The organism is Pseudomonas sp. MDT2-39-1 (genome assembly GCF_054898085.1).
In genome coordinates this window covers 1,614,187-1,635,024 of the sequence record NZ_CM142716.1, presented here as the reverse complement: position 1 = coordinate 1,635,024, position 20,838 = coordinate 1,614,187, and the positions used below count along the sequence as shown (strand labels likewise).

Sequence of the window (20,838 nt, the reverse complement as noted above, 5' to 3'; positions counted from 1 at the left end):
AACTGACGCCTTCGCGGGCAAGCCTCGCTCCTACAGATTTCGGTGGGCAGCGAAATCGGTGGTCGACGTAAATTCTGTAGGAGCGAGGCTTGCCCGCGAAGAGGCCAGAACAGGCAATAGAGATCCTGGGCTAGTTAAACTCATCCCCAACCGGATACCGGCTAGCATTCAAGCTCTCTTTGATCTTGCGCAAATGCGGCTGGAAATCCACGCCCCGGCGCAAGGTCATGCCGGTCGCCAGCACATCCAGCACGGTCAGTTGAATGATCCGCGACGTCATCGGCATATAGATGTCGGTGTCTTCCGGCAGTGGAATGTTCAGGCTCAACGTACTGGCCTTGGCCAGCGGCGAGTTCTCCGCGGTCAAGCCGAGCACCGAAGCGCCGTTTTCACGGGCGATACGCGCCACTTCCACCAATTCACGAGTGCGGCCGGTGTAGGAAATGATCACGAACAACTCGCCGGTATGCGCCACCGACGCAATCATGCGCTGCATCAGCACGTCGGCATGGGCGGTGACGGCCAGGTTGAAGCGGAAGAACTTGTGCTGCGCATCCAGCGCCACCGGGGCTGAGGCGCCGAGGCCGAAGAAGTGGATCTGCCGGGCCTGGATCAACAGGTCGACGGCGCGGCTGATCAGGTTCGGATCCAGCGCCTGCAAGGCACTGTCCAAAGAAGCGATGGCGCTGCCGAAAATCTTCTTCGTATAAGCTTCAGGATTGTCATCGGCCTCGACCGCACGGCTGACATAGGCCGCGCCACTGGCCAGACTCTGGGCCAACTGAAGCTTGAGTTCCGGGTAGCCGCTGACGCCGAACGAGCGGCAGAAACGGTTGACCGTCGGCTCGCTGACCTTGGATGCCTGGGCGAGGGCGGCGATGCTGAACCGGGTGGCCTGCTGTGGGTTGAGCAGGATCACTTCGGCGACTTTGCGTTCAGCCTTGTTCAGGTCTTCAAGGCGATTCTGGATCTGTTCCAGTAAATTTCGCACGCGGTCCATTTCATGTTCCTTAGGTCAGCAGCGCAAATAAGCGTTCGGCTAATGCAAATTGGGCCTTTGATACGGCCCGTAACGGTGGCCTATCCTACTGATGGCTCCGACCGACCACCACTCGGAATCTGTATTTTGCGAAAATGTTGTGGTTATTACTACATTTTCCCTTGAGTGATGCCTTGAAAAAAGGTATTTGTAGCTTAACTTGATAAAAGAACAAACATCATGCCTTCGATTACGGTTGAACCGTGCACCTTTGCCTTGTTCGGCGCCCTTGGCGATCTGGCCCTGCGCAAACTGTTTCCTGCCCTTTATCAACTCGATGGCGCAGGCCTCTTGCACGAGGATACGCGCATTATCGCGCTGGCCCGTGAGCCTGGCAGCCAGCAGGAACACCTGGTGTTCATCGCCTCCGAACTGCGCCGTTACGTGGGTGCCAAAGAGCTGGACGAAGCTGTGGTCGAACGCTTCCTCGCACGTTTGAGCTACCTGCATGTCGACTTTCTCAAGGCTGACGATTACGTCGCCCTGGCCGAAATGGCTGGCAGCGCTCAGCGTGTGATTGCCTACTTCGCCACGCCGGCTGCTGTTTACGGTGCGATCTGCGAGAACCTGGCGAAGGTCGGCCTGACCGAAAACACCCGCGTGGTGCTGGAAAAACCCATCGGTTCGGACCTGGAATCCTCGCGCAAGGTCAACGACGCCGTGGCGCAGTTCTTCCCGGAGAACCGCACCTATCGCATCGACCACTATTTGGGCAAAGAGACCGTCCAGAACCTGATCGCCCTGCGTTTCGCCAACAGCCTGTTCGAAACCCAGTGGAACCAGAACTACATCTCCCACGTGGAAATCACCGTGGCCGAGAAGGTCGGGATCGAAGGTCGCTGGGGCTATTTCGACAAGGCCGGTCAGCTGCGGGACATGATCCAGAATCACCTGCTGCAACTGCTCTGCCTGATCGCCATGGACCCGCCGGCCGACCTGTCCGCCGACAGTATTCGTGACGAGAAAGTCAAAGTGCTCAAGGCGCTGGCGCCGATCAGCCCGGAAGGCCTGACCACTCAGGTCGTGCGCGGTCAGTACATCGCTGGTTACAGCGAAGGCAAATCGGTTCCCGGTTACCTGGAAGAGCCGAATTCCAACACCCAGAGCGACACCGAAACCTTCGTCGCCCTGCGTGCCGACATCCGCAACTGGCGCTGGGCCGGCGTGCCGTTTTACTTGCGTACCGGCAAGCGCATGCCGCAGAAACTGTCGCAGATCGTCATCCACTTCAAGGAACCGTCGCACTACATCTTCGCCCCCGAGCAGCGCCTGCAAATCAGCAACAAGCTGATTATCCGCCTGCAACCGGACGAAGGCATTTCCTTGCGCGTGATGACCAAAGAACAAGGCCTGGACAAGGGCATGCAGCTGCGCAGCGGTCCGTTGCAGCTGAACTTTTCCGACACCTATCGCAGCGCGCGGATTCCCGATGCCTACGAGCGGTTACTGCTGGAAGTGATGCGCGGCAATCAGAACCTGTTTGTCCGTAAAGATGAAATCGAAGCTGCGTGGAAGTGGTGTGACCAGTTGATCGCCGGGTGGAAAAAATCCGGTGATGCGCCCAAGCCGTACGCGGCCGGGTCCTGGGGACCGATGAGCTCCATTGCTCTGATCACGCGGGATGGGAGGTCGTGGTATGGCGATATCTAATTTGCAACTGCCTCAGGGCGTCAGCGCCCATGAGTTCAAGAGCCCGGTGCTGCTGGCCGATGGTTTGGCGCTGAATGTGGCCAAGCACCTGAGTGACGCCATCGACGCTCGCGGCACTGCGACGCTGGTGGTGTCCGGTGGCCGCAGCCCCATAGCGTTTTTCCAGAACCTGGCCAAGCAGAAACTGGACTGGTCCAAGGTTGTCATCACCCTGGCCGACGAGCGCTGGGTGCCGGTGGAGCATGCCGACAGCAACGCAGGTCTGCTCAAGCGTTATCTGCTGCAAGGCCCGGCGGCCAAGGCTCAGTTTCTGAGCCTTTACAGCGCCACCGCGAACCTTGAGCTGGCAGCCGAGCAGGCCGACCGCTTGCTCGCCGAGTTGCCGCCGATCGACGTGCTGATACTCGGCATGGGCGATGACGGTCACACGGCTTCGTTGTTTCCCAACAGCCCGAACCTGGCCGACGCCTTGAAAGTCGACGGTACACGTCGTTGCTATCCGATGCTGGCGCCGACCGTGCCGCATCAGCGCCTGACCATGAGCCGCGCGCTGCTGGCCTCGGCCAAGACCACCGTTCTATCGATTTCCGGTCAGTCCAAGATGACCACCCTGAGTGCCGCATTGGCCGGTGACGATGTCGCCGCCATGCCGATTCGCGCGTTTCTGCAACCTACGTTAGAGATTTACTGGTGCCCATGAGCCAAGGATCAGCCGCTATGACAATGACATCCCCGACCGTTTCCATGGCGGACAAAGTTGCCCTGATCGACAGCCTCTGCGCCAAGGCGCGGATCCTGCCGGTCATCACCATCGCGCGCGAACAGGACGTTTTGCCACTGGCCGACGCCCTGGCCGCCGGTGGCCTGACAGCGCTGGAAGTGACGCTGCGTTCGCAGTTCGGTCTCAAAGCCATCCAGATTCTGCGTGAGCAGCGTCCGGAGCTGGTGACCGGCGCCGGTACGGTGCTGGATCGCACCATGCTCGCCGCGGCCGAAGCCGCCGGCTCGCAGTTCATTGTCACGCCGGGCATTACCCGTGACCTGCTCGAAGCCAGCGTCGACAGCCCGATTCCGCTGTTGCCAGGTATCAGCAACGCTTCCGGCATCATGGAAGGTTATGGTCTGGGGTATCGCCGCTTCAAGCTGTTCCCGGCGGAAGTCAGCGGTGGCGTTGCCGCCATCAAGGCCCTCGGCGGCCCCTTCGGTGAAGTGAAATTCTGCCCGACTGGCGGCGTCAGCCCGGCCAACATCAAGAGCTACATGGCGTTGAAAAACGTGATGTGCGTGGGTGGTAGCTGGATGCTTGATCCCGAGTGGATCAAGAACGGCGACTGGGCCCGCATTCAGGAATGCACCGCCGAGGCACTGGCGCTGCTGGACTGATCAGCTTTTACCCAACACTTCGTTGTGTGTTCTACGGCTTTACGGTGCGCTTGGTCGGTGCACCGTTTTTTTTGCCTGATGAATCCCCCTGTAGGAGCGAAGCTTGCTCGCGATAGCGGCAGACCAGTCAACATTGATATTGAATGTAACGCCGCCATCACGAGCAAGTCGGATCGCCGCACCGTTCGCTCCTACAGGGGGACATCACGCGATACATAGTTACCGCATCTCGCCGCGCGACCAGCGTTAACCTGCGTTCATCTTATGGAAGAGAGAACGTCATGGACGACAACAACTCCGTTGCACCCACCCCCCCGGTTTACCTGCTGTCTCCCGAGCAAATCGCCGGCCCGTATTTCCGCAATCCGAAACTGATTCGCCGCAACATCAGCGAAAGCGCCGATGGCATTCCCTTGGTGCTGCGACTGACGATTGTCGATGCCATGACCGGCCAGCCTGTGACCGGGGCCCTGGTCGACATCTGGCATTGCAATGCGCGCGGTGCGTATTCGGGCTGGAGCAAGATCAATCCGGACAAGGAAGTCGATGTCGGTGACATCGGCTCGGTCCCGCGCACCGACGACGACACCTATCTGCGTGGCGGGCAATTCGCCGACAAAAAGGGCGTGGTGCGATTTACCACCATCTACCCGGGGTTCTATGCCGGTCGAGCCATGCACATTCATGTCGCGGTACGCATCACGTCCGGCAACAATTTCCTCGACGAGCGACACGTCGCCTGGGTCGGCCAGCTGTACTTTCCCGAACCCGCCTCGCGCTCGGTGCTCAATGCCCGGGAGTACAACGGCCGATCCTCCTCACCGCTGACCAACAATGAAGACGTTCATTACCGGCATCAGGGCGGCGAGGCCTCGACATTAACGGTCCACACCCTCGGTCGGGACTCGAACGAGGATGGCTTTTTCGGCCACACCACCATCGGTATCGATACCTTCGCCGCGTCGACGCAAATCAAACCGGAGGACTTCGACAAGTACACGGTATGACGTCAGCGCAGTTCGGTCAGCGCCCGGGCTAGCAAATCCATGTCGGCAGCGGTGGTCGTGAGCCCCGGCGTAATGCGAATGCATGGCCCGCTCGCCGCGCCGCTGCGGACCACGGTGAACAGGTTGTAGTCACTGAGCAGCCGCTCGACCATCGCCTGTTGATCGGGATGACGGGTAAAGCGCATCGAGGTAATGCCGCAATACAGTCGCGGGTCATCGGGTGTCATGACATCAATCCCCGACAGCTCGCGAACCGCGCTGACCCACCGGTTGCGCAGGTAGTTGAGCCGTGTGCTCTTGGCCGCAGCCCCACCCATGGCGAGATGCTCCTCGAACACCAGCGACAGCGTCAGCAGCGCAGGGATGTTCGGCGTGCTGTACGGCGTGCGGGCGCGAATATCGGTGACCGGGAAATGCATCTCGCCCATGTCCGGGTCGATGTCGGCCAGGCGCTCGGGGGCTATGTAGATAAAGCCGAGCGTCAGCGGTGCGCCGATCCACTTGTGCAGGTTGAAGCCGGCGAAAGAAACGCCCAGTTCATCCAGGTTGAACTCGATCTGGCCCAGGGCGTGCGCGCCATCGAGGATCACGTCGATTCCGTGTTCCTTGGCGGCGGCAGCGATAGCCTGCACCGGCATGACCAGTCCGGTGCGGTGGGTGACGTGGGTCAGGGCCATTAATTTGAGCTTTGGATAACGCACGAATGCGTCGCGATAGGTGGCCACCAAGCTGTCGTAACTGGCGGGATGCGCGTGGTCGATCTCGATCACTTCCACGCCGCGGTGCCGGGCCAGCCAACGCATTGCACCTTTGACCGTGTCGTACTCCAGATCGCAAATCAGCACCTGATCGCCCGGTTGAAGGCAATTGTAACTGCGGATCAGCGATTGCAATCCGTCCGAGGCGTTGCGGGTGAGGGCCACGGTGTCGGCGGGAACGCCCATCATCCCGGCAAGCTGTGCCCGGATCTTAAGGCTTTCGACCTGTTCGAAACGCTGGCGCACATGCACCGAGTTGCTGCGGTTGATCAGCTCGATGTTGCGCTGGTACTCCTCGACCACGGTGCGTGACATGCGCCCGAAGTAACCGTTTTCCAGGTTGATAGGCCCGGGTTCGACAGCGTAGCGGTCGGCGAAGGTCTTCCAGAAGTGTTCATCACGGGCGCGACGGGTGTTATCGGGCATGGGCTACTCGGTTTCGGCAATTTCAGTGGCGCGGGGCAGGTTTGCCGTGTTTGGCACGCAGTGGTTCGAGCAGTTCCGACAGACCGTTGTGATCGATCTCCTGCATCAGCGCCAGTAAACCGCCCAGTTCGCCATGCGGGAAACCTTCCCGGGCGAACCAGTTCAGGTATTGGCCGGGCAGGTCGGCAATGATTCGACCCTTGTATTTGCCGAAGGGCATTTCACGGGTGATCAACAGTTCGAGTTTTTCTGGGTTCATCATGGGTCGTCTGAATTCATTCGATCGGGAAAATACAGGCATTCTGCATGCAGGCCAATTGACAGATCATGCAAAAAAAGCGGATACAGATTTCGTCGTTAAACCTATGTCGTTGAAATGTAACGAGTAAATTATCTGTTCGAAGCTGGCATGCAGGGTGCAACAGCTATTGCATCTTTCATCAACCCGCAAGGAATTGAAAAATGACCGACATGAATAAAGAAGCGATCTCTGTACTCAACGACCTGATTGAAACCAGCAAAGACGGTCAGGAAGGGTTCAAGACTTGCGCTGAAGACATCAAACACCCTGAACTCAAAACCCTGTTCGTGCAACGCTCCACTGACTGCGCCACCGCAGCTGCCGAACTCCAGAGCGCCGTGCGTTCGATGGGTGGCGATCCGGAAACTTCCACCAGCGTCAGCGGTGACCTGCACCGTCGCTGGGTCGATGTGAAAGCGATGTTCACCGGCAAGGATGAAGAAGCCGTGCTGAACGAAGCCGAACGCGGTGAAGACCATGCACTGAAGGCTTACAAAGAAGCCATGGAAAAAATCAACAAGCACAACCTGGTGGGCATTCGTGACATGGTTGAACGTCAGTACCACGGCGTGCAACGCAATCACGATCAGGTGAAAGCCCTGCGTAACCAGGCTCGCGCACGCTCTTAAGCGCTCGTGGCCTGTCAAAAACGCCAGCCAGTCTGGCGTTTTTTTGTGCCCGGGAATTAACGCTGGACGGGTTTTAGATAGCTAGCTAATAATTGTTTTCCAAATGGCTATTCAAATGACGTAGACGAACCCGACTATCGTTAAGTCGCCCTTTCAAGAGTGCTTTTCGTGCCTATCACTTTGCAGGCGTTATTCGCGCCGGACCGCCGCGCACTACAGTTCGCGATCAAGACCCTGATCGGCGGCGGCCTGGCACTGTGGCTGGCATTGCGCTGGGGTCTGGAGCAACCCGCCTGGGCGCTGATGACGGCGTTCATCGTCGCTCAGCCACTGTCCGGAATGGTGGTGCAGAAAGGGCTGGCGCGGCTGTTGGGTACGCTGGTCGGAACGATCATGTCGGTGGTGTTCATGGGCTTGTTCGCCCAGACGCCCTGGCTGTTTTTACTGGCATTGGCGTTGTGGCTCGGGCTGTGTACGGCGAGTTCGACGTTGCTGCGCAGTGCCTGGTCCTATTCCTTTGTGCTGGCCGGTTACACGGTGGCGATCATCGCGTTGCCGGCCATTGCTCATCCATTGACGGTGTTCGACCAAGCCGTGGCGCGCTGTACGGAAATCTGTCTGGGCATCCTTTGCGCCACGGCGGCCAGCGCGTTGCTGTGGCCGATGCGGGTCGAGCGGCAACTGGCGAATCAGGCACGAGCCGCCTGGAACAGCGGGATGAATGCTGCGCGTGCCACCCTGGCCGGCGATGCTCAGGCGCGTAAAGGCTTGCTGGAAATCCTCGGACGAATTGTCGCCGTCGATGCCCAGCGAGAGCATGCCTGGTTTGAAGGTGGCCTCGGTCGGCAACGCGCATGCGCCATCAGCGGTTTGAGTCAGAAGCTGTTGATGCTGCTGCGTATCGCCCGTTCGGTGCGTCGGCAGTGGAAGCAGTTGGTGCCACAGGAAGCCGCGCAACTGTTGCCTTGGATGACCGAGGTTCAGGCTGCGCTCAGCGGTGCCGATACCTCGACCCTGCAAGCGTTGCGGCCGAGGTTTCTCGATGCTTCCCATGATCCGCACATCAGCTCCGCGCAGAGTTATTGCCTGGCCCGTTTCACCTTGCTGCTCGATACCGCAATAGCGGCGACGGCGGCGTTGAAAGCGGTGGAGGAGGGCCGCGCAACGGTCGATCCGCCACGCACCCTGACGCCGCACCGCGACCTGTCATTGGCGCTGGTTTTCGGCGCGCGCAGTGCCTTGGCGTTTCTGGTGGTGTCGTGCTTCTGGCTGGCGACGGCCTGGCCCGCCGCGGCCGGAGCATTGGTGCTGACCTGCGTGGTGTGCAGCCTGTTTGCCAGTCGCGAGAACGGTGCGCAGATTGGCATGAGTTTTATGCGCGGGATTTTTCTGGCGATTCCAGCGGCGTTCTTCGTCGGGCAGATTCTGTTGCCGCAATGGAGCGGATTTGCATTGCTGTGCATGGGCATGGGCGTGCCGTTGTTTCTCGGTGCGCTGGGCATGGCCAAACCGCAGATTGGCGCCACGGCCACTTCGTTCTGTCTGCACTTCATCGTGCTGGTGTCGCCGCTGAACGCGATGAAATTCGACGTCGCCACGTTCTTCAACAGCGCCCAGGCGATGGTGGTCGGTGTCGGCGCGGCGGTACTGGCGTTTCATTTGCTGATCCTGCGTAACCCTGTGTGGCATGGCCGCCGCTTGCTGGCGGCGACGCTCGACGATCTGGTACGGCTGACCCGACGCAACCTGCGCGGTGCCGAAAGCTGGTTCGGCGGGCGCATGGCCGACCGTTTGCTGCAACTGGCGCGGCACTATCCCGAGTTGCCGGAACCGGCGCGAAGCCGCTGGGATGACGGCTTGCTCGGTCTCGATATCGGCGATGAGTTGCTGCATCTGCGGTTGAGTCTGGCGGTGGCTCAGGCGCCGGTCAGCGCGCCACAGCGACGTTATCTCGAGCAGCTGGAAAAAGTCCTCGAGCACGGCCCCGCAGGCGACTGCGCCGATGCGCTGGAACAACCCAGCGAAGAATTCTTGAAGGCCTTGTACGCGTTGCCGCCCAGCGACGCGGTGAAACTGGCCCAGGGTGCTGTGCTGCAATTGCAAAGCAGCTGGCGCGCCTGGTGCCGTCAACAGGAGCAAAGCCATGGGCTTGCGTGAGTGGTCGGTGGGCGGCGTGCTGCTCAGTCCGTTTCTGATTTATGTGCTGCTGGCACTGCTCGTCACCGGAGCCTTGCGCATGCTGTTGCGCCTGACACCGGTCGGCCGTTGGATCTGGCACGAAGCACTGTTTGATTGCGCCTTGTACGTCTGTGTATTGACCCTCATCACCGTCGTCCTCGGACCATTATAAGGAGTTGAAAATGCGTACTCCCGTACGTGTCGCGGTAACCCTGTGCCTGGTGGCGGTGGCGATCTTTGCCGGCTTCCATTTGTGGCAGTACTACATGCTCACGCCCTGGACCCGGGATGCGCGGATCCGCGCCGACGTGGTGGTGATCGCCCCGGACGTCTCGGGTTGGGTGCGTGAACTCAAGGCGTTCGATAACCAGCAGGTCAAGGCTGGCGATCTGTTGCTGAGCATCGATCGTGATCGTTTCGAAGCGGCGCTGGAGAAGGTCCAGGCGGTGGTGCAGACCCGCCAGCAGCAACTCAATCTGCGCGAACGCGAAGCCAGTCGCCGCGCCAGCCTCGGACCGCAAGCAATCAGTGCCGAGTTGCGCGAGAACGCGCAAATCAACGCCGGCATCGCTCGTGGAGAATTGCGTGAGGCTCAGGCGGAAGCCAAGGTCGCCGAACTCAATCTCGCGCGCAGCCAGGTCCATGCGCCCCGCAGCGGCCACATAACCAACCTGCGTCTGGCCCAAGGCAATTACGTGCATGCCGGGCAACCGGTGATGGCGTTGATCGATGATTCGACCTTCTATGTACAGGCCTATTTCGAGGAAACCAAGTTGCCGCGGATTCGTGTCGGCGATCCGGTGAAGGTCTGGTTGATGAGCGCGGGGGAAGCGCTGGACGGGCATGTGGAAAGCATCAGCCGCGGGATCACCGATCGTAACACTACGCCGGACGGGCAGTTGCTGGCGGAGGTGGAGCCGACGTTTAACTGGGTAAGGCTGGCGCAGCGGATTCCGGTGCGGATCAAGATTGATAAGTTGCCGGAAGGGATGAATTTGAGTTCTGGGATGACGGCGAGTGTGCAGGTGCACGAAGGGCAGTGATACCGAGATGTCACCCTTCGCGAGCAGGCTCACTTCTACATTAGATCGCAGTCATTCTGAGAGAATGCGGTCGAATGTAGGAGTGAGCCTGCTCGCGAAATGCGCCGATAGGCGCTTCAGCCAACGCTGATCGCCGGCAGGGTAGGCAACGTCACGGTCTGCTGCTTGCGCGGCGCCAGAATCTCGGCCTCGCCATCCACCACCAATTCATCGCGCTGGTTGAACACCCGAGTGGCAATCCGCACACGAAACTTCGGCAGTTTCTCCAGGATCTCCAGGCGCACGGTCAGGGTGTCGCCAATCTTCACCGGCTTCTGAAAACTCATCTGCTGACCGATATAAATAGTCCCCGGCCCAGGCAACTCGCAAGCGACGGCAGCGCTGATCAGCGCCCCGCTGAACATGCCGTGGGCGATGCGCTCCTTGAACATGGTGCCAGCGGCGAATTCGGCGTCCAGGTGCACCGGGTTGTGATCACCGGACATCGCGGCGAACAACTGAATGTCGCGCTCTTCGACTGTCTTGCTGTAGCTGGCGGTCTGGCCGACTTCGAGGGCTTCGTAAGGGGTGTTGGTAACCTGGGTCATCTGTTTCAATTCCTGTGACGAATAAAAAAATCCACAAAAAAACTATTCCGATCTGGGTGGCCGACGGTGGCTTAGCGCCTGGGCGATCCAGTTCAACACGTCATTGATCACTTCATCGCGGTTGCTTTCGTTGAACAGTTCATGCCGTGCCTGCGGGTAAATAGTCAGTTGCAGGTGCTGGCTGCCGGCCGCGCGCAGCGCATGGGCCAGATCTTTCAGACGTTTGCCTTCGCTCACCGGATCACATTCACCGCCAATCACCAGCAACGGCAGGCCGGGATCAATCTGAGCGAGATTGGACGCTTTGCTGATTTGCTGCAAGCCGCCGAGCAAATCGATCCACAGCTGATTGGTACAACGAAAGCCGCAGAGCGGGTCGTTGGCGTACAGATCAACTTCCGCCGGATCCCGGCTGAGCCAGTCGAACCGCGTGCGCGCCGGTTTGAATTTTTTGTTGAACGAGCCAAACGACAACCACTCGATCAGCGCGCTGCGGCCCTTGCGCCCTTGGCGCAGGCCTTCGAGCCGGGCAATTTGTCGCGCCGCGCGATAAAGCGCGATCGGCTGGAAGTTCGAACCGCTGAGCACCGCGCCGTGCAGGCTGGCGCTGTGATGCAGCAGATAGGCCTGGGCGATGTAGCTGCCCATGCTGTGGCCGAGCAGCACGATCGGTGCGCCGGGATGTTGCTGGCCGATGTGTTGGTTGAGGCTGGCTAGGTCGCCGACCACTTTGCACCAGCCATCGTCGTCGGCGAAATGGCCGAGTGTCCCGTTTTCGGCAGTTTTGCCATGTCCACGCAGGTCCGGCGCGTAGACGCCGTAACCCTGCTGGCAGAGTTTTTCCGCGAGGCGGGCGTAGCGACCGCTGTGTTCCGCCATGCCATGGGCCAGCAGGATCACGGCTTTTAAAGGTGGATCGGGCAGCCACTGGTTGACGTAGAGGCGGCTGCGGTCACTCGCGGTCAGCCAAAAAGTGTCGTGGATCATGGCGATTCCTTTGCATGGGGCTGCCGGGTGGGAAAACAGCTTCGATGCATTGTATAGCGCATCCTGCGCCTGCCGTCTGATCAGGCCACGCCGCTGCAGCAAGATTCATGCGGTCAATGACGGCCGTTGGCATATTTGCCTGATTCGCTATAGCTGCTAGTGTCCGTGAAGCCCCGTTCTTCGCTCTTTGTTTTGAAGAAGGACAGAAAAGCGGCTCGGATAGGCTCAGGTAAAGAGGACAAGAACAATGCAACCTGATTTCTGGAATGACAAACGCCCGGCCGGTGTGCCCCTGGATATTGACCTTGGGGCCTATAAGTCGGTGCTTGAGGTGTTCGAGCGTTCCTGCAAGAAATTCGCTGATCGCCCCGCCTTCAGCAACATGGGCGTGACCCTGACCTACGCCGAACTGGAACGCTACAGCCTGGCGTTCGCCGGTTACCTGCAAGCCCACACCGACCTAGTGCCGGGGGATCGCATTGCGGTGCAGATGCCCAACGTCCTGCATTACCCGATTGCCGTGTTCGGTGCCTTGCGCGCCGGGCTGATCGTGGTCAACACCAACCCGCTGTACACCGCGCGGGAGATGCGTCATCAGTTCAAGGACTCCGGCGCCCGGGCGCTGGTGTACCTGAACGTGTTCGGGCAAAAGGTCCAGGAAGTGCTGCCCGACACCGATATCCAGTACCTGATCGAAGCGAAGATGGGCGACTTGATGCCCAGTGCCAAGGGCTGGCTGGTCAACACCATGGTCAGCAAGGTCAAGAAGATGGTCCCGGCGTATTCCTTGCCGCAGGCGATTTCCTTCAAGAGTGCGCTGCGTCTTGGCCGGGGCCTGGGCATCAAGCCGCTGAACGTCAGCCTCGACGACATCGCGGTGTTGCAATACACCGGCGGCACCACGGGCCTGGCCAAGGGCGCGATGCTGACCCACGGCAACCTGGTGGCGAACATGCAGCAGGCCCGGGCGTGCCTCGGGCAGTTCGGCAGCGACGGTCAGCCGCTGCTGCGCGAAGGTCAGGAAGTGATGATCGCGCCGCTGCCGCTGTACCACATCTATGCGTTCACGGCGAACTGCATGTGCATGATGGTGACCGGTAACCACAACGTGCTGATCACCAATCCTCGCGACATCGGCGGCTTCATCAAGGAGCTGAAGAACTGGCGGTTCTCGGCGCTGCTGGGGCTGAACACGCTGTTTGTCGCGCTGATGGATCACCCGGACTTCAAGACCCTGGATTTCTCCAGCCTCAAACTCACCAACTCCGGCGGCACCGCGCTGGTAAAGGCCACCGCCGAACGCTGGGAACAGCTCACCGGTTGCCGCATCACCGAAGGTTACGGCCTGACCGAAACCTCACCGGTGGCCTGCACCAACCCGTACGGCGACAAATCGCGTATCGGCACGGTCGGCCTGCCAGTGCCGGGCACCACGCTGAAAGTGATCAACGATGAAGGCGTCGAGCAGGCCTTGGGCGAACGCGGCGAACTCTGCATCAAGGGCCCGCAGATCATGAAGGGCTACTGGCAGAAACCGGAAGCCACCGCCGAGGTGCTGGATGCCGAGGGCTGGTTCAAGTCCGGTGATATCGCGGTGATCGACCCGGATGGTTTTGTGCGCATTGTTGATCGCAAGAAAGACATGATCATCGTCTCGGGTTTCAACGTGTACCCGAACGAGATCGAAGACATCGTGATGGCTCACCCGAAAGTCGCCAACTGCGCGGTGATCGGCGTGCCGGACGAGCGTTCGGGGGAGGCGGTGAAGTTGTTTGTGGTGGCCCGCGAATCGGGGGTCAGCCTTGAAGAGCTGAAGGCTTACTGCAAGGAAAACTTCACGGCGTACAAAGTGCCCAAGCACATCGTGTTGCGTGAGTCGTTGCCGATGACGCCGGTCGGGAAAATTCTGCGACGGGAACTACGTGATATCGCCTAGCCGTTGAATGGCCGCGCTTCGCGCGTTCGCGGGCAAGTCGGATCGCCGCATCGCACGCTCCCACAGGGTTTTGTGTCGTTCACCGATACTGTGAACACCACCGAACCCGTAGGAGCGAGGCTTGCCCGCGAAGCTTTTAAAGATCTGAAGCCCCGGTTTCAGAGGCTTTTCAGGGTGGTATAGAATCTTTGCTCTAAAATGACCGCTAGCAATTCTTGAGTCACTATTGTGACCATAGAGGCCGTTTTTGGCTCTGGTCGACCCTTGGCAAAGCTGCTACTCTCGGCGCGCTTTGTGACTTCTCGGGCTTGTAAAAGCGCCGGACTCACCAACAAAAAGATACCAACAAACACACACCAATAATAATCGCATCAAATGCGGTGCTGAATTCGCGTTGCTGAGGAGTGGGCTTCCATGAACGAAGACTTTTGGAAGGATAAGTACCCTGCCGGGATTGCTGCCGAGATCAATCCTGACGAGTATCCGAATATTCAGGCAGTGTTGAAACGATCCTGCCAGCGCTTCGCCGACAAACCGGCATTCAGTAACCTGGGCAAGACAATTACCTACGGTGAACTGTACGAATTGTCCGGTGCCTTTGCCGCTTACCTGCAACAGCATACCGACTTGCAGCCGGGCGATCGAATCGCCGTGCAACTGCCCAACGTGTTGCAGTACCCGGTCGCTGTGTTCGGTGCCATCCGCGCCGGGCTGATCGTGGTCAACACCAACCCGCTGTACACCGCGCGGGAAATGGAACATCAATTCAACGATTCCGGTGCCAAAGCCCTGGTCTGCCTGGCCAACATGGCGCATCTGGCCGAGACCGTGGTGCCGAAAACCGGCGTCAAGCACGTGATTGTCACCGAAGTGGCGGACCTGCTGCCACCGCTCAAGCGCCTGCTGGTCAACAGCGTCATCAAGTACGTGAAGAAGATGGTCCCGGCGTATCACCTGCCCAAGGCCATCAAGTTCAACGACGTGCTGAGCAAGGGCCACGGCCAGCCAGTGGCAGAAGCCAATCCGGCCAGCAGCGACGTTGCCGTGTTGCAATACACCGGTGGCACAACCGGCGTGGCCAAGGGCGCGATGCTGACCCATCGCAACCTCGTCGCGAACATGCTGCAGTGCAAGGCGCTGATGGGTTCCAACCTCAACGAAGGCTGCGAGATCCTGATCACGCCGCTGCCGCTGTACCACATCTATGCGTTCACCTTTCATTGCATGGCGATGATGCTGATCGGCAACCACAACATCCTCATCAGCAACCCGCGCGATTTGACGGCGATGGTCAAGGAACTGTCGAAGTGGAAGTTCAGCGGTTTCGTCGGCCTCAACACTTTGTTTGTGGCGCTGTGCAACAACGAAAGCTTCCGCAAGCTGGATTTCTCCGCACTGAAAGTCACCCTGTCCGGCGGCATGGCCCTGCAACTGGCCGCGGCCGAGCGTTGGAAAGCGGTCACCGGTTGCGCCATCTGCGAAGGTTACGGCATGACCGAAACCAGCCCGGTAGCCACCGTGAACCCGATTCAGCACATTCAGATCGGCACCATCGGTATTCCGGTGCCGTCGACCGTGTGCAAAATCATCGACGATGCCGGCGTTGAGCAGCCGTTGGGCGAAATCGGCGAACTGTGCGTGAAAGGTCCGCAAGTGATGAAGGGCTATTGGCAGCGTCAGGACGCCACCGATGAAATGCTCGACAGCGAAGGCTGGTTGAAAACCGGTGACATCGCGCTGATCCAGCCTGACGGCTACATGCGCATCGTCGATCGCAAGAAAGACATGATCCTGGTTTCCGGTTTCAACGTGTACCCGAACGAACTGGAAGATGTGCTGGCGACCCTGCCGGGCGTGCTGCAATGCGCGGCCATCGGTGTGCCGGACGAGAAGTCGGGCGAGGCGATCAAGATCTTCATCGTTGCCAAACCGGGCGTGACGTTGACCAAAGAGCAGGTGATGGAGCACATGCGTGCGAACGTGACCGGCTACAAGGTCCCGCGTTCCGTGGAGTTCCGCGACGCGCTGCCGACCACCAACGTCGGCAAGATCCTGCGTCGTGAATTGCGCGACGAAGAGCTGAAAAAGCTCAACGCCAAGAAAGTCGGCGCGTAACCGACAAAAAGCCCCGCAGATGCGGTAATGCTGTTCACTTAAGCGCGGGCACTCATTTGTGGCGAGGGGATTCATCGAAACGTCGCACCGCCCCGTTCGGCTGCGAAGCAGTCGTAAATCCACACAACTCGGTCTGTCTGAACGGGCGCAGGGGGCCGCTTCGCAGCCCAACGGGGATGAATCCCCTCGCCACAGGTTCTCGCTCGACTGATGATTGTCTTAAGTGAACAGCATTACCGCATCTGCGGGGCTTTTTGTGGGTACTGAAGTCAGAGTGCTTGGGTGAAGGAATTTATCTGTGGCGAGGGGATTTAGCGAAACGTCGCACCGCCCCGTTCGGCTGCGTAGCAGTCGTAAACCCGGTGAACGCAGTGTTCCTGCTGGAATGCGGTTGCAGGTTTTTGGGGCCGCTGCGCGACCCAACGGGGATAAATCCCCTCGCCACAGGTTTCTCTATATTGCTTGAGAGAATGTTACAGGCGGAACGGCGCGAAATTGACGTTGGTGCCCGCCGGGCGCATGTCTTGCAGGTACGAATCCTTGTCCGCGCTCAGTTCCAGGCTCAAAGCGGCTTTGCGCTTGCCTTCGTTGCGCACCACCAGGCCTTCAAGCTTCTCGCGCAGGAACACCGTCGGCACTTTCAGGTGCAGCAGTTCGTCAGTGTCTGGCGTGTGCATCAGCAGGTGAACCCATTCGTACTGACCAATGGCCAGGCGCGCCACCGGGATATCGAACCACCAGATGTTGCGGTTGCGGTTCAGTTCGCTGAAATGGCAGTTGTTGACGCCAAGCACAGCACCGCCGAGTTCCTGGTTTCTGCGGGCAATGGCCTGCTTTTTATCGAGTTTCATAACATTCCTACGGGATTGGATCTTCAGCGCATGGCCTGAATACGTTGCGCATTCTCGGGGGTTGGTCGGCAAACATAAAGCCTGATCTGCACTGAACGATGAAATGTGTGGCTGAAAATAAATGAAACTCCGTGCAAACGCCTCCGGTCAATCTTTGTGTAACGACCTTTCTCATTGATTTGTTCACAGGAGAAACACCATGAGCAGCACTGGCGATAAAGTAAAAGGCATGGCCAACGAAGCCGCCGGCAACGTTAAGCAAGGCGTCGGCAAGGTCACTGACAACACCAAACTGCAAGCCGAAGGCAAAGTGCAGGAAAAGAAAGGCGAGGCCCAGCAAGCGGTCGGTAAAGCCAAGGACGCTATCAAGAAAGGCGTCGACAAGGCTTGATTCGGCCTTTGGTGAGCAACATGAACGGCCATCCACGGATGGCCGTTTTTGTGTCAGCCTGAACTTGCGCACGGAAATTGTTTCAAAGTCGCCAAGTAGGCTACTTTGATGTAGAAAACGGCCCCTGAGTCGCCACGACTTCTACCCATTTTGCGGCGAAAGGAGACGCTAATGATTTTCCCGGACATGAAAGGTCTGCCCATCCATCGCGTGATGGTGCGCACGGTCACCGAGTTCGTCGACGACGAGATGTCGACCTATGCCTCGGCGCTGGCCTATCAGATGTTGTTCTCGCTGTTCCCCTTCATTCTTTTTCTCATCGCCCTGATCGGTTTCCTGCACCTGCCGGACTTTTTCTCGTGGCTGCGCCTGCAATCCGAGCTGGTCCTGCCACCCCAGGCTCTGGAACAGGTGAACCCGGTGATCGACCAACTCCAGCAGTCCAAGGGTGGCTTGCTGTCGATTGGTATCGTGATTGCCCTGTGGACCGCGTCCGCCGGCGTGCGGCTGATGATGAGCGCAATGAACGCCGCTTACGACGTGGTCGAAGGCCGGCCCGCGTGGAAGCGTTTTCCGCTGTCGATTATCTACACCGTCGGCATTGCCGGCATGCTGCTGGTCGCCGCCGCGCTGATGGTGCTCGGGCCGCAACTGATGGGCTGGATTGCCGCGCAAGTCGGCATGGAAGACTTCATCGTGACCCTGTGGACCATCGTTCGCTGGCCAGTGGTCGTGATTTTGCTGATGGTGGCCGTGGCGCTGATTTATTACGTCATGCCCGACGTCAAACAGGAGTTTCGTTTTATCACCCCAGGCTCGGTGCTGGCGGTGGTGGTGTGGATCCTCGCCTCCGTGGGCTTTGGTTTGTACGTCAAGGAGTTCGCCAACTACAACGCCATGTATGGCAGTATCGGCGCGATCATCGTGCTGTTGCTCTACTTCTATATTTCCGCCGCGGTGTTGCTGCTGGGCGCCGAGATGAATGCGGTGATCGAGCACATGTCGACCGAAGGCAAGAATGACGGCGAAAAAGTCCCGGGCGAGAATGACCAAGAACACAAACAGCATGTTTCGGGACTGGGTCGGGATCACTCGATCAAGCCCACCACTGACGAAGTCATCAAATGATCCGTGAAATTCTGAAAATGGGCGATGAACGCCTGCTGCGTGTTGCCCCGCCGGTTCCGGCTGAAATGTTCGACAGCCCTGAGCTGTGGCAGTTGATCGACGACATGTTCCAGACGATGGAAAGCGTCGGCGGCGTTGGCCTGGCCGCGCCGCAGATCGGAGTTGATCTGCAATTGGTAATCTTTGGTTTCGAGCACAGCGAACGCTATCCGGATGCTGAAGCGGTGCCGCAGACCATTTTGATCAATCCGCTGATCACGCCGTTGAGCCCAGTGATGGAAGAGGGTTTTGAAGGGTGCCTGTCAGTGCCTGGCCTGCGTGGTTCGGTGGATCGCTATCAGCAGATTCGCTACGAAGGTTTTGATCCCAAGGGCCAGCCGATTGTGCGGATGGCCGAGGGATTTCATGCGCGAGTGGTACAGCATGAATGCGATCACCTGATCGGCCGGCTGTACCCGTCGCGGATTACCGACTTCAGCAAATTCGGGTTTACCGAGGTGATGTTCCCGGATCTCGACCCCAACGCCGACGACTGATCCGAAAACACCACAACCCCCTGTGGGAGCGAGCCTGGTCGCGAAAGCAATGGGTCATTCAACATTGATGTCGTCTGACACTCCGATTTCGCGAGCAGGCTCGCTCCTACAGGGGGCCATCAGTCTGAAGTGTGCTGTTTAGCCAGGCCCATGGCGATCATCGGTTTGCTGCGCGCGTAACGGCTCAAGCGTTCGGTCATGGCGTAAGGCATGTGCGGATCGAAGGAAAACCCTTGGCGTTCATAAAAGCCACGCAAGTCGGGATGGCAGAACAGCCAGACCGGTTGATCAAGACCGCTCACCGCTTCGGCGATCAACGCCGCCGCGATCCCTTGTTGCCGACAGGCCGGATCGACGAACAACCCCGTCAACCAATGCCCGCCCGAGACCGGCCGCAAACACAGCGCGCCAATGATCTCTTCGCGCCTGGCGACCCACAGCTGAGCGTCGCGGACCGCTTTCATCGACGATTGGTGGGCGCGATAAAACTTGTTCATCAACGGCCATAACGGCTCGGCGAGCAGGGTGTACTGGGTGTCGGGCATGGGTCGGGTCTGCCGGTGCGCAAAGCGGGGGATTATAAAAGAACGCGCGGCCGGGGATAGGTGTATACCTGATCTCACATCCCGTATGAGTGGAGTACGTATCATGGCCAAAGGCATGGATTCAAAAAAAGCAGCAAAGAAGAAGCCGGCGAAAACCGCCGATGAAAAGCGTGCAGACAAGAAGGCCAAGAAGGTGGATGTGTTCGGTCATTGATCACGCGTTAATTGATCGTTCCCACGCTCTGCGTCGCTCTGCGTGGGAATGCAGCCCGTGACGCTCCGCGTCACTGGACGCGGAGCGTCGGAACGATCACCAAATAATCTGCAAGATTTTCCTGCGCCATTGCACAGAGGGGGACTGGTCCCCGATCTGAGCAACGCCATGTCCCATTACTTCGATGCTGCCCACCGAGAAGAAATCGAAACCCTGCGTCAACGCCTGACCGCTCGCACCGAGTGGCCGACCTGGCTGTTGCTGATCGGCGTGTATGGCGGTTGGTTCAGCATTGTCCTGACGAGTGAACGGTTGGGACTTTGGTGGAGCACTGTTCTGCTGATTCCGCTGGTGGTGCTGTGGTTGTCGGTGCAGCACGAATTGCTTCACGGGCATCCCACCCGTTGGACATCGCTGAACAAAATCCTCGGCTACGCACCGCTCGCCGTCTGGTATCCCTACACCTTGTATCGCGACAGCCATTTGCTGCATCACTGCGACGAAGACCTGACCCTCCCAGGTGTCGATCCGGAAAGCCGTTACCTGACGGCCGAGCAGTGGCAGGGCAGTTCGCTCTTCGAACAAGGCCTGCACTGGCTGAACAAAACCGTGCTCGGTCGCTTCATGCTCGGCGCGCCGCTGGCCCTGCTGGCACTGGCGAAGGAGGAATTGCAGCGGTTGATTAACGGTGAGCGGCAAGCGTGGTTGATGTGGCTGACCCATGGTGCGCTGACCCTGCTGATGCTGGTGTTCATCGCGCGCTACAGTGTGCTGCCGGTCTGGCATTACCTGTCGCTGATCAGCGTGCCGGCACTTTCGATTGCCATGATTCGCTCCTACTATGAACACCGCCCGCACACCGAACCCGAGCAACGCACTGTACTTAACGAAGCGGCCTGGCCGTGGCGCTGGCTGTTCCTGAACCTCAATTTTCACCTGGTGCATCACGACTTGCCGGGTTTGCCCTGGTACGACTTGCCACGCGCCTACCACGCGCGCCGCGAGCAATGGCTGGTGCGCAGCGGCGGGTTTCTGGTGCAGGGTTATGGGCAGTTGTGGCGGGAGAATGGAGTGAAGGCCATTGATAGCCCGCGGCATCCATTCCACTGATCGCGAATTGAGCTCTACTGTGTG

The 20,838-nt window shown here is 59.1% G+C and carries 21 protein-coding genes; 14 read left to right on the top strand and 7 right to left on the bottom strand.

Features of this window, described 5'->3' with window-relative positions; genetic code table 11:
- Positions 1 to 130: 130 nt before the first annotated feature.
- Positions 131 to 991 (bottom strand): MurR/RpiR family transcriptional regulator, encoded by an 861-nt coding sequence (locus tag ACYZTM_RS08085; RefSeq protein ID WP_178083825.1) that lies wholly within the window; start codon positions 989 to 991, stop codon positions 131 to 133.
- 228 nt (positions 992 to 1,219) lie between these two features.
- On the opposite strand from ACYZTM_RS08085, the gene zwf reads away from it, so the two are divergent.
- The 4 genes from zwf to ACYZTM_RS08065 all read left to right on the top strand — a co-directional run bounded on the left by zwf (position 1,220) and on the right by ACYZTM_RS08065 (position 5,079).
- Complete coding sequence (gene zwf / locus ACYZTM_RS08080) at positions 1,220 to 2,689, top strand: glucose-6-phosphate dehydrogenase (protein WP_461988032.1); 1,470 nt, start codon at positions 1,220 to 1,222, stop codon at positions 2,687 to 2,689.
- Positions 2,676 to 3,389, top strand: coding sequence for a 6-phosphogluconolactonase (gene pgl / locus ACYZTM_RS08075; RefSeq protein ID WP_461988030.1), 714 nt, complete (start codon positions 2,676 to 2,678; stop codon positions 3,387 to 3,389). The genes zwf and pgl overlap by 14 nt, the downstream gene beginning before the upstream one ends.
- Positions 3,390 to 3,406: 17 nt before the next feature.
- On the top strand, positions 3,407 to 4,072 hold the full coding sequence (locus ACYZTM_RS08070; protein WP_461955353.1) for a bifunctional 4-hydroxy-2-oxoglutarate aldolase/2-dehydro-3-deoxy-phosphogluconate aldolase: 666 nt from the start codon (positions 3,407 to 3,409) through the stop codon (positions 4,070 to 4,072).
- Positions 4,073 to 4,353: 281 nt separating this feature from the next.
- Entirely contained in the window at positions 4,354 to 5,079 is a 726-nt protein-coding gene (locus ACYZTM_RS08065) for an intradiol ring-cleavage dioxygenase (RefSeq protein ID WP_461988028.1), read from the top strand.
- 2 nt (positions 5,080 to 5,081) lie between these two features.
- Here the strand turns inward: ACYZTM_RS08065 and ACYZTM_RS08060 are convergent, their stop codons facing one another.
- Together ACYZTM_RS08060 and ACYZTM_RS08055 are read right to left on the bottom strand one after the other, a co-directional pair.
- Positions 5,082 to 6,263: an aminotransferase class V-fold PLP-dependent enzyme gene (locus ACYZTM_RS08060; protein ID WP_461988026.1), complete on the bottom strand. Its 1,182-nt coding sequence runs from the start codon at positions 6,261 to 6,263 to the stop codon at positions 5,082 to 5,084.
- A 22-nt stretch (positions 6,264 to 6,285) separates the two neighbouring features.
- Positions 6,286 to 6,522 (bottom strand): DUF3820 family protein, encoded by a 237-nt coding sequence (locus ACYZTM_RS08055; protein ID WP_007949456.1) that lies wholly within the window; start codon positions 6,520 to 6,522, stop codon positions 6,286 to 6,288.
- Positions 6,523 to 6,725: 203 nt separating this feature from the next.
- Here ACYZTM_RS08055 and ACYZTM_RS08050 point away from each other — a divergent pair, with 203 nt between their 5' ends.
- The 4 genes from ACYZTM_RS08050 to ACYZTM_RS08035 all read left to right on the top strand — a co-directional run bounded on the left by ACYZTM_RS08050 (position 6,726) and on the right by ACYZTM_RS08035 (position 10,414).
- On the top strand, positions 6,726 to 7,193 hold the full coding sequence (locus ACYZTM_RS08050; protein ID WP_461955350.1) for a ferritin-like domain-containing protein: 468 nt from the start codon (positions 6,726 to 6,728) through the stop codon (positions 7,191 to 7,193).
- A gap of 168 nt (positions 7,194 to 7,361) precedes the next feature.
- Complete coding sequence (locus ACYZTM_RS08045) at positions 7,362 to 9,350, top strand: FUSC family protein (protein WP_461988024.1); 1,989 nt, start codon at positions 7,362 to 7,364, stop codon at positions 9,348 to 9,350.
- On the top strand, positions 9,337 to 9,543 hold the full coding sequence (locus ACYZTM_RS08040; protein ID WP_008151119.1) for a DUF1656 domain-containing protein: 207 nt from the start codon (positions 9,337 to 9,339) through the stop codon (positions 9,541 to 9,543). The genes ACYZTM_RS08045 and ACYZTM_RS08040 overlap by 14 nt, the downstream gene beginning before the upstream one ends.
- 10 nt (positions 9,544 to 9,553) lie before the next feature.
- Positions 9,554 to 10,414: an efflux RND transporter periplasmic adaptor subunit gene (locus ACYZTM_RS08035; protein WP_461988022.1), complete on the top strand. Its 861-nt coding sequence runs from the start codon at positions 9,554 to 9,556 to the stop codon at positions 10,412 to 10,414.
- Positions 10,415 to 10,530: 116 nt separating this feature from the next.
- On the opposite strand, the gene ACYZTM_RS08030 is transcribed toward ACYZTM_RS08035, so the two are convergent.
- Positions 10,531 to 11,001 carry a MaoC family dehydratase gene (locus ACYZTM_RS08030; protein WP_131059757.1) on the bottom strand — a complete coding sequence of 157 codons (471 nt, stop codon included), beginning with the start codon at positions 10,999 to 11,001 and terminating at the stop codon, positions 10,531 to 10,533.
- Positions 11,002 to 11,043: 42 nt separating this feature from the next.
- Complete coding sequence (locus tag ACYZTM_RS08025; protein ID WP_131059756.1) at positions 11,044 to 11,988, bottom strand: alpha/beta hydrolase; 945 nt, start codon at positions 11,986 to 11,988, stop codon at positions 11,044 to 11,046.
- Positions 11,989 to 12,235: 247 nt separating this feature from the next.
- Here ACYZTM_RS08025 and fadD2 point away from each other — a divergent pair, with 247 nt between their 5' ends.
- Positions 12,236 to 13,924 (top strand): long-chain-fatty-acid--CoA ligase FadD2, encoded by a 1,689-nt coding sequence (gene fadD2 / locus ACYZTM_RS08020; RefSeq protein ID WP_131059755.1) that lies wholly within the window; start codon positions 12,236 to 12,238, stop codon positions 13,922 to 13,924.
- A gap of 414 nt (positions 13,925 to 14,338) precedes the next feature.
- Positions 14,339 to 16,039, top strand: a complete 1,701-nt coding sequence (gene fadD1, locus ACYZTM_RS08015; RefSeq protein WP_461988019.1) for a long-chain-fatty-acid--CoA ligase FadD1 — start codon at positions 14,339 to 14,341, stop codon at positions 16,037 to 16,039.
- Between the two features lie 473 nt (positions 16,040 to 16,512).
- Here the strand turns inward: fadD1 and ACYZTM_RS08010 are convergent, their stop codons facing one another.
- Positions 16,513 to 16,890: a hypothetical protein gene (locus tag ACYZTM_RS08010; RefSeq protein WP_461988017.1), complete on the bottom strand. Its 378-nt coding sequence runs from the start codon at positions 16,888 to 16,890 to the stop codon at positions 16,513 to 16,515.
- Positions 16,891 to 17,089: 199 nt separating this feature from the next.
- Between ACYZTM_RS08010 and ACYZTM_RS08005 the strand changes: the two genes are divergently transcribed.
- The 3 genes from ACYZTM_RS08005 (at position 17,090) to def (ending at position 18,945) form a co-directional block, all read left to right on the top strand.
- Positions 17,090 to 17,281: a CsbD family protein gene (locus ACYZTM_RS08005; protein WP_131059753.1), complete on the top strand. Its 192-nt coding sequence runs from the start codon at positions 17,090 to 17,092 to the stop codon at positions 17,279 to 17,281.
- A gap of 171 nt (positions 17,282 to 17,452) precedes the next feature.
- The gene (locus tag ACYZTM_RS08000; RefSeq protein ID WP_131059752.1) at positions 17,453 to 18,409 is read left to right on the top strand and encodes a YihY/virulence factor BrkB family protein; all 957 of its coding nucleotides are present in this window, start codon (positions 17,453 to 17,455) and stop codon (positions 18,407 to 18,409) included.
- On the top strand, positions 18,406 to 18,945 hold the full coding sequence (gene def / locus ACYZTM_RS07995) for a peptide deformylase (protein WP_461988014.1): 540 nt from the start codon (positions 18,406 to 18,408) through the stop codon (positions 18,943 to 18,945). Before ACYZTM_RS08000 ends, def begins: the two co-directional genes overlap by 4 nt.
- A gap of 119 nt (positions 18,946 to 19,064) precedes the next feature.
- Here the strand turns inward: def and ACYZTM_RS07990 are convergent, their stop codons facing one another.
- Complete coding sequence (locus tag ACYZTM_RS07990) at positions 19,065 to 19,490, bottom strand: GNAT family N-acetyltransferase (RefSeq protein WP_131059750.1); 426 nt, start codon at positions 19,488 to 19,490, stop codon at positions 19,065 to 19,067.
- A 382-nt stretch (positions 19,491 to 19,872) separates the two neighbouring features.
- Here ACYZTM_RS07990 and ACYZTM_RS07985 point away from each other — a divergent pair, with 382 nt between their 5' ends.
- On the top strand, positions 19,873 to 20,814 hold the full coding sequence (locus ACYZTM_RS07985; RefSeq protein ID WP_461988012.1) for a fatty acid desaturase: 942 nt from the start codon (positions 19,873 to 19,875) through the stop codon (positions 20,812 to 20,814).
- The last annotated feature ends 24 nt before the right edge of the window (positions 20,815 to 20,838 follow it).

What these genes read in the sequence shown, in the direction of transcription:
- ACYZTM_RS08000 (WP_131059752.1), top strand. Translation starts at nt 17,453, where the DNA reads ATGATTTTCCCGGACATGAAAGGTCTGCCCATCCATCGCGTGATGGTG.
- fadD2 (WP_131059755.1), top strand. Translation starts at nt 12,236, where the DNA reads ATGCAACCTGATTTCTGGAATGACAAACGCCCGGCCGGTGTGCCCCTG.
- ACYZTM_RS07990 (WP_131059750.1), bottom strand. Translation starts at nt 19,490, where the DNA reads ATGCCCGACACCCAGTACACCCTGCTCGCCGAGCCGTTATGGCCGTTG.
- def (WP_461988014.1), top strand. Translation starts at nt 18,406, where the DNA reads ATGATCCGTGAAATTCTGAAAATGGGCGATGAACGCCTGCTGCGTGTT.
- ACYZTM_RS08030 (WP_131059757.1), bottom strand. Translation starts at nt 11,001, where the DNA reads ATGACCCAGGTTACCAACACCCCTTACGAAGCCCTCGAAGTCGGCCAG.
- fadD1 (WP_461988019.1), top strand. Translation starts at nt 14,339, where the DNA reads ATGAACGAAGACTTTTGGAAGGATAAGTACCCTGCCGGGATTGCTGCC.
- zwf (WP_461988032.1), top strand. Translation starts at nt 1,220, where the DNA reads ATGCCTTCGATTACGGTTGAACCGTGCACCTTTGCCTTGTTCGGCGCC.
- ACYZTM_RS08040 (WP_008151119.1), top strand. Translation starts at nt 9,337, where the DNA reads ATGGGCTTGCGTGAGTGGTCGGTGGGCGGCGTGCTGCTCAGTCCGTTT.
- ACYZTM_RS08050 (WP_461955350.1), top strand. Translation starts at nt 6,726, where the DNA reads ATGACCGACATGAATAAAGAAGCGATCTCTGTACTCAACGACCTGATT.
- ACYZTM_RS08065 (WP_461988028.1), top strand. Translation starts at nt 4,354, where the DNA reads ATGGACGACAACAACTCCGTTGCACCCACCCCCCCGGTTTACCTGCTG.
- ACYZTM_RS07985 (WP_461988012.1), top strand. Translation starts at nt 19,873, where the DNA reads ATGTCCCATTACTTCGATGCTGCCCACCGAGAAGAAATCGAAACCCTG.
- ACYZTM_RS08010 (WP_461988017.1), bottom strand. Translation starts at nt 16,890, where the DNA reads ATGAAACTCGATAAAAAGCAGGCCATTGCCCGCAGAAACCAGGAACTC.
- ACYZTM_RS08005 (WP_131059753.1), top strand. Translation starts at nt 17,090, where the DNA reads ATGAGCAGCACTGGCGATAAAGTAAAAGGCATGGCCAACGAAGCCGCC.
- ACYZTM_RS08070 (WP_461955353.1), top strand. Translation starts at nt 3,407, where the DNA reads ATGACAATGACATCCCCGACCGTTTCCATGGCGGACAAAGTTGCCCTG.
- ACYZTM_RS08060 (WP_461988026.1), bottom strand. Translation starts at nt 6,263, where the DNA reads ATGCCCGATAACACCCGTCGCGCCCGTGATGAACACTTCTGGAAGACC.
- ACYZTM_RS08025 (WP_131059756.1), bottom strand. Translation starts at nt 11,988, where the DNA reads ATGATCCACGACACTTTTTGGCTGACCGCGAGTGACCGCAGCCGCCTC.
- pgl (WP_461988030.1), top strand. Translation starts at nt 2,676, where the DNA reads ATGGCGATATCTAATTTGCAACTGCCTCAGGGCGTCAGCGCCCATGAG.
- ACYZTM_RS08055 (WP_007949456.1), bottom strand. Translation starts at nt 6,522, where the DNA reads ATGAACCCAGAAAAACTCGAACTGTTGATCACCCGTGAAATGCCCTTC.
- ACYZTM_RS08035 (WP_461988022.1), top strand. Translation starts at nt 9,554, where the DNA reads ATGCGTACTCCCGTACGTGTCGCGGTAACCCTGTGCCTGGTGGCGGTG.